This is a genomic window from Dokdonia ponticola, assembly GCF_042653865.1.
GTDB lineage: Bacteria > Bacteroidota > Bacteroidia > Flavobacteriales > Flavobacteriaceae > Dokdonia > Dokdonia ponticola.
In genome coordinates this window covers 770226-782307 of record NZ_JBHSFV010000001.1, presented here as the reverse complement: position 1 = coordinate 782307, position 12082 = coordinate 770226, and the positions used below count along the sequence as shown (strand labels likewise).

General features: G+C 33.9%; 9 protein-coding genes. 6 read left to right on the top strand and 3 right to left on the bottom strand.

Annotated elements, in window-relative coordinates; genetic code table 11:
• Positions 1-30: 30 nt before the first annotated feature.
• The gene (locus ACFO3O_RS03710; RefSeq protein ID WP_379977154.1) at positions 31-483 is read left to right on the top strand and encodes an Hsp20/alpha crystallin family protein; all 453 of its coding nucleotides are present in this window, start codon (positions 31-33) and stop codon (positions 481-483) included.
• Between the two features lie 117 nt (positions 484-600).
• Positions 601-3252: a cation-translocating P-type ATPase gene (locus tag ACFO3O_RS03705; RefSeq protein ID WP_379977153.1), complete on the top strand. Its 2652-nt coding sequence runs from the start codon at positions 601-603 to the stop codon at positions 3250-3252.
• Positions 3253-3527: 275 nt separating this feature from the next.
• Here the strand turns inward: ACFO3O_RS03705 and ACFO3O_RS03700 are convergent, their stop codons facing one another.
• From ACFO3O_RS03700 to ACFO3O_RS03690, 3 genes are all read right to left on the bottom strand, one after another.
• The gene (locus ACFO3O_RS03700) at positions 3528-5816 is read right to left on the bottom strand and encodes a glycosyltransferase (RefSeq protein ID WP_379977152.1); all 2289 of its coding nucleotides are present in this window, start codon (positions 5814-5816) and stop codon (positions 3528-3530) included.
• A 2-nt stretch (positions 5817-5818) separates the two neighbouring features.
• Positions 5819-6856, bottom strand: a complete 1038-nt coding sequence (locus ACFO3O_RS03695) for a glycoside hydrolase family 130 protein (protein WP_379977151.1) — start codon at positions 6854-6856, stop codon at positions 5819-5821.
• A gap of 107 nt (positions 6857-6963) precedes the next feature.
• Positions 6964-7596 carry a YceI family protein gene (locus ACFO3O_RS03690; protein WP_379977150.1) on the bottom strand — a complete coding sequence of 211 codons (633 nt, stop codon included), beginning with the start codon at positions 7594-7596 and terminating at the stop codon, positions 6964-6966.
• A 261-nt stretch (positions 7597-7857) separates the two neighbouring features.
• On the opposite strand from ACFO3O_RS03690, the gene ACFO3O_RS03685 reads away from it, so the two are divergent.
• The 4 genes from ACFO3O_RS03685 (at position 7858) to ACFO3O_RS03670 (ending at position 11937) form a co-directional block, all read left to right on the top strand.
• Positions 7858-8514: a DUF6799 domain-containing protein gene (locus ACFO3O_RS03685; RefSeq protein WP_379977149.1), complete on the top strand. Its 657-nt coding sequence runs from the start codon at positions 7858-7860 to the stop codon at positions 8512-8514.
• Between the two features lie 63 nt (positions 8515-8577).
• Positions 8578-9477, top strand: a complete 900-nt coding sequence (locus ACFO3O_RS03680; RefSeq protein WP_379977148.1) for a hypothetical protein — start codon at positions 8578-8580, stop codon at positions 9475-9477.
• A 67-nt stretch (positions 9478-9544) separates the two neighbouring features.
• On the top strand, positions 9545-10861 hold the full coding sequence (locus tag ACFO3O_RS03675) for a TolC family protein (RefSeq protein ID WP_379977147.1): 1317 nt from the start codon (positions 9545-9547) through the stop codon (positions 10859-10861).
• Positions 10858-11937 (top strand): efflux RND transporter periplasmic adaptor subunit, encoded by a 1080-nt coding sequence (locus ACFO3O_RS03670; protein WP_379977146.1) that lies wholly within the window; start codon positions 10858-10860, stop codon positions 11935-11937. Before ACFO3O_RS03675 ends, ACFO3O_RS03670 begins: the two co-directional genes overlap by 4 nt.
• Positions 11938-12082 lie beyond the last annotated feature (145 nt).

The following is a 12082-nucleotide window of genomic DNA, read 5'->3' as shown; positions in this document are numbered from 1 at the left end:
ATACTGTTTAACTTAAAACCTTAAAAAATTATGTCACTAGTAAAATTTAGAAACAGAAGACCCTTTGGAAACCTCATTATTTCAGACTTTTTTGATTCCGATCCTATCTTAGATAATCGTCTATGGAATACAGATTTCTTCAATGGAAAATCTCAAGAACCAGCATTGAACATTAAAGAAACTGATGATGCTTATCAAGTAGAATTGGCTGCTCCTGGGTTTACCAAGAAAGATTTTAAAGTAACCATAGACGATGGTCGCCTTAACATTTCAGCAGAAAAGTCTCAATCTAAAGAAGAAGAAGAAGAAAATTACACAAGAAAAGAGTTTAGTTATAATTCTTTTGAAAAGCGTTTACAATTGCCAGATTCTGTAAAAGATGAAAATGTCAAAGCAAAATATAAAGATGGTATACTTAGCTTTGATCTCGTAAAAAAAGAAGAAGCCAAAGCAAAAAAACCAAAAGTGATTGAAATCGCATAAGAAATCACCTTTAAGTGATTATCTTCAATAACAACTCTCTGACCAAAGCTTTTTTGTTTAAAGCTTTGGTCAGAGAGTTTTTAGTTTACAAAGCTTTAAACCAAACTAATTGCAAACATGATCCAAGTACCTTTTGCTATAGATGTGAAAAATGTAGTGCAGACACTAAATAGCTCGATTCAATTTGGTCTAACCAACGAGGAGGCGAAACGTCGTATTCAAGAGTACGGAGTCAATGAAATAGCTGAAAATAAACCTAAAAGTAAGTGGCGAATCCTTATCGATCAGTTTATGGATTCTATTATCCTTATTCTTGCTTTAGCGACATTCTTTACTTTCCTTTTCAGCCCCGATTTACTGGAAACAATAGCCATACTAATTGTTATACTCATCACGGTAGCTATTGGTTTTATTATGGAATTACAAGGGGTTCGTTCTCTTGAATCACTTCGCAAAATGGGAGTTACAGAATCTACTGTTTTACGTGATAGACAGATCAAAAGGGTACCGTCATCATTATTAGTGCCTGGTGATATTATTCTCATTGAAACCGGTGATATCGTTTCGGCTGATGCTCGTTTAATTTCGGTTGATAATTTATCTGTCAAAGAAGCTTCATTAACAGGTGAAAGTATTGCGGTAATTAAGAATCTAAAAATACTAGCAAAAAACACCTCACTCCCAGAAAGAAGCAATATGATATTTAAGGGAACATCTGTCATTCAAGGTTCGGCAAAAGCTATTGTTACTTATACCGGTTTCCAGACACAATTGGGAAAGATTCAGCAAATGAGTACAACTGTTGAAGAACAGCGAACACCCTTAGAAAAAAAATTGAATGAATTGAGCAAGTGGCTTATTTGGCTCACAGTCATATTTGCCATACTTATCTTTTTCACTGGATACTTAAGAGGTATGGATCTGATAGAAACCTTCAAAACTGCTATAGCACTCGCAGTTGCCGCTATACCAGAAGGACTTCCCATAGTAGCAACTATTGCTTTAGCTAGGGGAATGCTTAAATTATCAAAACGGAAGGTCATTATAAAAAAAATGGAATCCATAGAAACACTAGGGGCAACAAACATCATCTGTACAGATAAAACAGGAACGCTTACCGAGGATAAAATGCGAGTACATACACTGGCTTTTGAAGATGATATATGGAGTGCTATTCAAAATGAAGAAAGTGATTTTTTTAGTCAATTACTTCAAAAGAAATCTTTTAATTCGATAATGATGGCTAGTGTTTTATGCAATAATATCGATTTAAACGCTCTGGATAGGAGAGGCGATAGTATTGAATTGGCACTTATTGAATTTGCTGAAAAATTAAAACTAGATCCAAAAAAGATTAAGGAGAGTAATCCAGAGGAATTGGAAATACCATTTGACACCAATAGCAAGTTGATGGTTACATTAAACCAAAATGAAAGTATAGGCACTACCATATATACTAAAGGAGCATTTGAGAGTATCGTTAATTTCTGTACGACGATCTTAAAGCATGGTGAAGTTCAAGAATTTGTAAACAAAAATGAATGGTTTGATTTGGTAAATAAATTGGCATCTCAAGGATTAAGAGTACTGAGTTTTGCATATAAGGATGTGACTGCAAAACCAAGAAAAGAGGATATCTTGTCAAACCTAACGTTTATAGGTGTTATTGGATTCTTAGATCCGGCTAGAGATGATGTTAAAGATACCATAAAGACATATAAAAGCGCAGGAATTAAAGTTGTTATGCTAACAGGAGATCATCCAGGAACAGCTAAAAAGGTTGCGGAAGAAGTCGGGATATTATCAAAAGATGCTGAAAATAACAGCGTACTTCATGGTCAAGATTTACAACTAACTGAAGAACTAAACGATGCAATCAAAGAACAATTATTGAATGCGTTGGTTTTTGCAAGAGTCACTCCAGAGCAAAAGCTAAAATTAATTACATTCTATCAAAAGAATAATCATACCGTAGGAATGTTTGGTGATGGCATTAATGATATTCCTGCGTTGCGAAAGGCAGATATTGGTATTGCTATGGGAATACGCGGAACGCAAGCTGCAAGAGAAGCTGCCGATATTATTCTTAAAAATGACCAGTTTACAGCTATGGAGTTAGCTATAAAACAAGGTCGCGCTATTTTTGATCATATCAGACAATTTGTAGTATACCTTTTGTCGTGTAATCTAGCAGAGGTCGTATCTGTAGGTTTGGCTGCATTACTTATTTTACCAGCACCTTTACTCCCTTTACAAATCTTATTTCTAAATCTTGTTACAGATATTTTTCCAGCACTAGCTTTAGGGATGGGAAAAGGTGAAGTAGATATCATGAACCTCCCACCCAGAAAAGCAAACGAACCTATTTTGACACCAAAACTTTGGTCATCTACCATTATTTATGGGTTATGCATTACTGCCGCAGTCGTTGGGATAACTGCGTATGCTCACTTCACATTAAAAGCATCTCCTAGTGAAATAAATAATATGGCTTTCTTTACACTAGTTCTTGCACAATTATTAAATGTATTTAATATGTCTAAGACCGAAGTTCCGTTTCTAAGCAACGAAGTCATTAAAAATCCATGGATATGGGGAGCTTTTGTAGTCTCCATACTTATTACTATAAGTGTCTATCTTATTACACCTATTGCCAATGTTCTTCACCTAGTAGACTTGTCAAGAGAGCAGTTTGGTTGGGTTATTGTATTTGCTCTTGGATCTTTGGGGTTAGCACAAATCATAAAACGGTTAGGTGGTACATTCTGATACAATACTAATACCTATAATCATATTATTTTTTCGTTCTATTTACTCGTAAAACTCTCATGTTTTACTCAGGGTGAAATGAAACAGAACGTAAAGAAAAAATGCTTTTATTCGTGTGATTTCTATTTTAAATTTTCGAGTTTCTAGGTGTTTTTTCGCTTAAAGCGAAAAGCCATAAGAAGCTATCTACACTGCTTCACTTAGCTCAAAACTCACACTTTGTCCTATCCCAGAGAAAAGAAAGAAAACTTACATCGAACTTTCGTTAATTAACCTCACTGATTATTTATTCTAGAAGAACTAGCGCTTACAAGTTTGGAAGATCTTAAATGAACAGGTGATTCTGTTGCCAATACGGTCTTGTATTCTTCTAAAATTAATCGAGCTATGATATAACAAACTGTAGACTCTGCTCCTTGATTTAAATTCACATTCTCTTTCTCCAATCCATCATAACATCCTCCAGTTATAGGGTCATACATTATTTGACTCAAATGATTCTTACCTAAGAACCAATTGAATGCTATTTTCATCATATCTTTATATTTTGAATCTCCAAAAGCTTTATAAAAAACATCTAAGGCTTGTATCGTATACGAAACATCAATAGGCTGTTCTCCGTACTGCTTTGGAATTGTATCTTTTTGATACCATCCTTTATTTGAAATTACTTTAAAATGACCATTTATAAACATTTTTGATAATAGAAAATCGAAAGATTCTATAGCCACTTTCTTATAGGATTCGTTGCCAGTCACTAAATAAGTATAAAGCAGTGCCTCTGGAAGGACACTGTTAGCGTATGTTAGGTAGTTTTCGAACCACTTCCAATTTTTTATAGCGTTGACATCGTAACTAGTAATGAGGTGTTCTGAGAGTTTCTTAATAGTAGATATCGTATATGTGTCTTTTTTTATAGTATAATATAAGTACAACCCTTTTATAGCAAAACCTATGGCTCTAGGTGATAAAATATTCTCAACCCATTGGAAACATCGTAATAAAGAAGATTCGGCCTTACTTACAATACCATTTGGCAAAACGTCTTTTAAAGAAATAACCATGCCCAGAGCCCATACAGCACGGGTATTAGAATCTTCTAGATTTACATAGTCATTTTTTATATGCACGTTATTATGTTCATCAACATAATTAATGAACGTCCCAGATTCTGTTTGACAGCGTTCTATAAAGGAAAGATAGGTGTCTATATAAAACAAATCTGAAGCTTTCTTACATTGCTGATAATGTATGCAGATAGCAATTAATGCTCGTGCATTATCATCTAAGGTGTATCCAGAAGAAATATCAGGTTCAGAAATTTTACTGAACTGTATTATCCCCAATTTAGTAGTCAATTTTTTTATGTGGTTCAACTTAATTGGGGGATAATTATAATCAATGTTAAGAGTTTTATCAAAACTCTCTCTATAGATTTCCGCTAGTTTTAAAGCTATATTTTTCCAAGAAGACGCTCTCGTCTTTTCAAAAGCAGTAACTGCCATAGATACTCGCAAATCAACATCAGAAAGTAATTTTATGGTTGCCTTTGCGAATTGTTCTGAATTATTAATATCAACGAGTACCCCAATATTAGGTGTAAGAACCTCTTCTGTGTGCGGAATTTTAGTTGCCACAATAGGGCAAGCACAACTCATTGCATAGGAAAATGTACCGCTAACTGCTTGATTAGCATCTTTTGAAGTAAATAAGTAAATATCTGTTGCTTTCAAATATTCTAGAAGCTCTTCAATTTCTAAATAACGATTAATGAACAGTACATGATTTTCTAACTTTAATTCTTTGACCAATCCTTCCAAATAATCTCGGTAATGATCTTGATTGTTTTTAATAGTGTTAGGATGAGTTTTTCCAATAACTAAATACAAGACGTTGGGTGTGTGGTTGATAATTTTTGGCAGTGCTTTTAGTGCTGTTTCAATGCTTTTACCAGATCCTAAAAGCCCAAAAGTTGATAGAATTATACGATTTGCTAAATTGAATCTTTGTTTAACATTCAGCGAGTCTTCATAACTAACAATGTGAGTCCCATGTGGCACATATGCTATGATGGATTCATCTATACCATATTGCTCTATTAATATTCTTTTAGATTTTTGAGTCATCACAACAATAGAGCTACTATATGAAATCAGTATCTTCACATAGGACATTAATTCCTTATCTGGATTAGGAATAACACTATGAAAAGTATAGATCACTGGTATTTTTATGGTTTCTAGAAAATCCAACAGAAAGTTTCCATACTTCCCGCCAAATAAGCCAAATTCATGTTGTACATGTACTAGTTTTATGGAGTCATCTTTATTGATTTCTTTGGCTACACGATAATAAGTAGATCTAATTTTAGGGTGTATCGTATACTGCACATTTGGATTTGCCACTGTCGTGTCTGAAATATCACAAATTTCACAAGCTAAGGATGATTCAAACGCATCAGTTATAGCGTTCATTGTATCTTGTGTATACGTTGCTATACCACATTGCGTAGGTGGAAAAGTGGATAAAAAAAGGATTTTATTTGTGGGATGATTTATGTTCATAATTATTGATTTTTAAGTTCATTTAAAAGTAAATTAATATTAACAGAGGCTACAGCAACTCTACTATCGGCGGCACCATAATAGATGTAGAGTTCTTCATCAAAAAGAGCAGTTCCTGTTGGAAATACTACATTATTCACGTAGCCTTCTTTTTCATAATCCTCTGTTGGAGAAAACAAAGGATATTTGAGTCTTGCAATTAATTTTTTTGGGTTTTTTAAATCTAGTAAAGCCGCAGAAGCATGATAAATAAAGCCTTCTGTTGTTAATTGTGCAGAATGATAAATGACTAACCAGCCATCCTTTGTTTCAACGGGAGGGCATCCTGCGCCAATATGCCCGTTTTCATGTTTGCATTTTGGAATTAAAACAATATGCCTCTGAAGGTCAGAAATATACTCCTCCCAGAATTCTGAAGTTAGCTCTGATGGATCATTAAAAAATACAATTTGAATAGAAGGGTATAATCGATGCAGAAAAGCTAATTTTCCATGAATTCTTTTTGGAAAGAAAACTAGATTTTTGTCCCAAACATATATCCGATCTTTCATAATTTCTGCTAAACGATAGCGGATAAATAAATTATAGAACGCAAGGTGCATCAAATTAATCTTCTCAAAATTCTTTTTAATCAATTTGGAATACTGTTCAAAGGTGAATTTTGGGGTTATGATCCCTTTTCTTTCAAATTTTACTAAATCTTTAGAAGTAGCATAGGCTCCAAAAACATTGATACCATCATAGGCAGAGTATGACAAATAATAACAATCCTCAATCTTGGTCATACGAGGATCTTCTACACCTTGAAATTCTTCGGGAGTTTGTGGAAAAAATACAGGCTCACTTTTACGTTCTATAATTTTTAAAGGACCATCCAATTTACAATATCCCAGAGTAGAAAAGTTACCATTTCTAACGGCACGATAAAACAGGTGTACCGTTTTCCCTTCTTGCATGATGGCAGGGTTAAATACACCTAAATTTTCGAAACTATTATCAATTTTTTCGAGAAGGACTCCATGTTTGGTTACTAATTCCATTATGATTTTTATCCAAAATTAGATTTCTTGAATACCAGTAACAATGACCCAGATCAATATGGCTTTACGGTCGTATAATTTTAACGACTCTATTATAAATAAGATGTTCATTCTTGTAGTCTGACAAGCAAAGGGAATTGGACTTCAACAGTTACATCTGGCCATAGTTTTGAGATCCCATCAGGGCCAATGTGGAGCTCATAGCACGCTTTATTTAAAGCCTCAATTGCTTCTTGTCCATTCCATTGGGTAAGATCTAAATGGGTTTTTAGTAAAATACTATCGTTTTTCACTATATAAGAATAGGGGACTTCTTTTGAGATATTATTCATGCTTATCTCAACCAAACCACTATCTTTATATACCGTCAGGATCCTTCCTTTTATAGTGTCTGTATGAAATGTCTTGAAGAAAATCGAGCGTAATTTTGGATCGCGTATTTCATTTTGTGAGTCTACAGATAGCGTAGGTATTTTTAAACTAGACTCATTCAGTATAGAGTCTATGGTTCCCGTTGCATTTTTTGTTTCAAATTTAAAATCCTTAAACGTTCCAGATACCCCAACTTTATCTGTAAACTTATAGGCCGTCCATACAATAGAAATACTTTTGGCATCTATAGTATATCTTTTATGTACTTGATTTTCTGTTTTTGATTTCTGATGAATAGGTGTCTTTTTATTTTTCTTTTCACAAGAAGTAACCATCAGTATCAGTAGGAGATAGATAAGTGTTTTCATAATTTTTTCTTGTAGTCTACCGCTTTCGCGAAAGCATATAAACAATTTAAACTCCTCGTAAAATAGCATCTTTATATAGTAACAAAACTGACCTAGATCATTCTATACCAAATTTTTAGAATGATGTTTTTTACGGATGTGTCTCTATAATATGTTACTCTTTCAAGTTTCTATATCATCCTAGCAACTGATTCAGGTCATTTTAAACGGCGTATATGTATTCTAATTTTGAGCTATTAATAAATATTAAATCATTACAAAATGAAGAAAATGTATGTATTAGTGGTTATGTCCTTAATGGTAATGACAGCCACATTTGCCCAAGATCAAGATCAAGATCGTGATAGAGACCGTCTAATGTTAGTAGATGGAGACGTATTACAAATTAGAGATCGAGATCAAATCAGATTAAAAGATAAAATCACTTTGAACGATGGTACTGTTCTAAATGTAGATGGCACTTATCAAACCAGAGATCGAGACAGATTAAGATTGAAAGATGGGGAGTGCTTAGACGCTGATGGTGTAAAATATAGAAATGAATACCAGTATCGTTACAAAGTTAAACAGGAAAATAAAGGGCTTAGTCAATCGCAAATTCAAGAAAGAAACCAAAACAGGGTGCATTATATGCTAGTTGATGGTGAAGTTATCCAAATCAGAAATCAAGCACAGAACAGATTACAGCAAAGGCTTGATTTAGGAGATGGCGCATCAATAAATCCAGATGGAAGTTATCAAACACGTGATCGTAAACAGCTACGTCTTTTAGACGGAGAATGTCTTAATATGGATGGTCAAATGTTCAAAAACACCTATCAACATCGAAAAACTATGCTAAAGCAAAAGATGATGAAAAGTAAGGCAAAAACCAAGCCTATGGTTAAGAAGAAAAATAAGGGTGGAACTCCAGATTAGAAAATCTTAGGGCTTTGTTTTAATACAAAGCAAAGCCCCTTCTTTTAATATAAAATGATAATTATGAAAAATAATAGTATACTAAGTTTTTATGTCATCATTTTTTCTATTGCTTCTTTATTCTCTCAACAACGGGAAGAGGTTATTAAAAAGGTGTCTGATAACGAATCCTATATTCTTACCGATGTAAGTTATATTAGTGATGCCGTTTTTATGGGTCGAAGAGACTCTATTGCCGCACCTTATATTTTTCCGTCAATAGGCTACTATGATGCATCTGGTTTTTTTGCAGATGCCACTTTATCATACCTAACGGCTTCAGAAGAACAGCGAGTAGATCTATTCCTACTCAGCGGAGGGTATTTATTTGATTCTAAAAAATGGAGCGGAGGTATTGTAGCAACAGGATATTTTTATAATGATGAGAGCTATAACGTTCAATCTGAGGTTTCGTCTAGTATTAGTGGACTTCTCTCATACGATCTTGATTATATGGAGCTTTCTGTAAGCTTAGGGAGTTTTTTTAATTCTGGTAACAACACCGACTTTTTTACAAGTTTTTTCATAGAAAGGGCTTTTATAAATGAAAAGGAAACACTCCTATTCAAGCCTTCTGTAGGCATAAGTGGGGGTACACAAAATTTTTATGAAGCTTATTACCAGTCTAATCGATTAGGAAATAGAAAAGGTCAAGGGGCTGGCAACTCAAATCAGATGGAATCAACTACGATAACATTTGAAGAAAGCTCCTCCTTTAATATCCTAAATATTGAGTTGTCAACTCCTATAGAATATCATCATAAATCATTCATATTTTCATTTACACCCGCGGTGTCATTCCCACAATCTAGTGCTACTATAATTACAGAAGATACTGTTTTTGAAGAAGATCTTGATAGCGTATTCTATTGGACAGTTGGTATTAGCTATTGGTTTTCTACAAAAAAAAATAAAAATACTTGAGTAACCTAGATTACCGACTTCCTTCAATTCTAGGCATAATTTTGTGAATATCAAAAACAGAAGCACTATGAAATATATATTACTCATACTTTTATTACTTGTTTCTTTTACTATAAAAGCACAAACTAAAACCCTATTGATTACAAAGGAAGAGGTTCTCTCTAAGGTAAAAGAAGGAAATAATACACTTAAGATATCTCAGCAGGAAGTACTAGCAGCAACAGGTGATTTTAATCAGACAAACGCTGTGTTCTTACCAAATATCACAGCTTCTCATACAGGGATTGCAACGACCAATCCTTTAATGGCTTTTGGGTCTAAGCTCAATCAAGAGATTTTAACACAGAATGATTTTAGCCCTAATTTATTAAACGATCCGTCACAAATTCAAAATTATGCGACTAAGATTGAAGTCATTCAACCTATCCTTAATCTTGATGGTTTGCATCAACGCAAAGCAGCTAAAGCTAAATTAAGTGCGATTAGACTACAGTCGTATCGTACCGAAGAATACATTACGCTAGAGGTTGAAAAATGGTATATGCAATTACAGTTGGCATATAAAACCTTGGAGGTTTTAGAGATTGCTAAAAGATCAGTTTTGGAGAATAAGCGTATTGCAAACAATAGTTTTTCCCAAGGTTATTTGCAGAAAACGGATCTATTGTCTATCGACGTTCGTGTTACAGAGATTGAAAATCAACTACAGATTGCAAAAAGTAACATACAAAATATATCTAATTATCTATCAATTTTAATGGGTGATACTAGCTATCAAGTTTTAATGCCGATAGATGAATTACACCTAATTTCAGAAGAAAAGCCTATTGGAGATCTCCCTAAGGACAGAGCAGATATTAAAGCTTTCCAACTTTCTACAGATGCTTACGAGCAGATGAATAAAGCTGATAAAATGAGTTTTTTACCTCGTTTAAATGCCTTTGGAAGTTATGAATTATTTGACGATAAAGTATTCCAAGCAGATGCCAATGGCTACACTTTTGGAGCGCAATTAAGTTGGAATATTTTAGAAGGGAGTAAACGCTTTGGTAAAATTCAAAAGAGTAGTGCCGAATTTGAAAAGTCAAAATTACAATACCAAGAATATATAGCACAAAGTCAGTTAGAATTGAATAAGGCTTCACGTATGTTACTAGATGCTAAAAATAATTTGAAGCTAACAGAATTAGCCTTGGAGCAATCAAAAGAATCACTTCGTATACGTACCAACCGTTTTAAGGAAGGTTTAGAAAAAACTAGTGATTTATTAATGGCTGAAAATCAATACGCTCAAAAGCAATTAGAATATTATCAAACCATTTACACCTATAATTTTGGGTACGCATATCTTCAATTTTTAACAAAAGAACATTTAGAGAAATGAAAAAATATATAAGTATGGTAGTCTTCATCGGGTTCATTTTATTTATGACACGTTGTGGAAGTGATGATAAAGCAGTGGCAAAGGATACTAAACATCCCATTGCTGTAAAAGTAGCTACTGTAACATTAGATAATAACAGTCCTTTCTTATCTGTAAGCGGAAAAGTCCAAGCAACAAAAAGTGCTAATCTAAGTACTCGGATGATGGGTTTTGTAAACAAAGTATATGTAGGTATAGGTGATAAAGTCAAAAAAGGACAATTACTTATGTCCATAAATAATGCTGATTTACAAGCGAAACGCGCTCAAGTAAATGCGAGTATTACTGAAGCAACAGCAGCTTTTAATAGTGCCGAAAAAGATTATAATCGTTTTAAAAATTTATTTGTTAAAACAAGTGCAACACAGAAGGAACTAGATGACATGACTGCTAATTTTGAAATGGCAAAGGCGCGATTAGAAGCAGCCAATCAAATGAAGAATGAAATTAATTCCCAATTTAAATATAGCAATATTACTGCCCCATTTAATGGAGTTGTAACGGGTAAATTTATTGAAACTGGCGATATGGCTAATCCAGGGATTCCACTTATTGCGATAGAAGCATCTACGTTTTTTGAGGTTATGGCTATGGTGCCAGAAAGTGAAATATCTCAAATAAAATCTGGAACGGAAGTCAATGTGCTCATAAAATCTATTGACAAAACTATAAAAGGGATAGTAACCGAAGTTAGCTCTTCTGCAAAAAATACAGGAGGGCAGTACTTAGTGAAGGTGGCTTTAGCAAAAACAACGGTTCCTATTTTATCTGGAATGTTTGCAACGGTTCAATTTCCTATCGAAAGTGAGACCTTTTCTAGTTTTGTTTTAGTCCCTTCTGAGGCGATTGTTACACGAGGTCAGTTGTCAGGAATTTATACTGTGAGTCAAAGTAATACAGCGATATTGCGCTGGTTGCGTTTAGGGAGGACATTTGGTGATCAAGTAGAAGTACTATCTGGTCTAACCGAAGATGAATCATACATAGTTTCTGCTGATGGGAAACTGTTTAATGGTGTAAAAATAAGTATTGAGTAAGCAATCGCTTTCGCGAAAACAATTCCATCTACACACATCATCCTAGGTTGATTTAAAACAATACAGGTTTGTAAGGCCTAAATAGTCGTCTAGAAATATTGCGTTAGGGATAGCAGTGGAAATCCTTTTTTTGCTGCCATATATG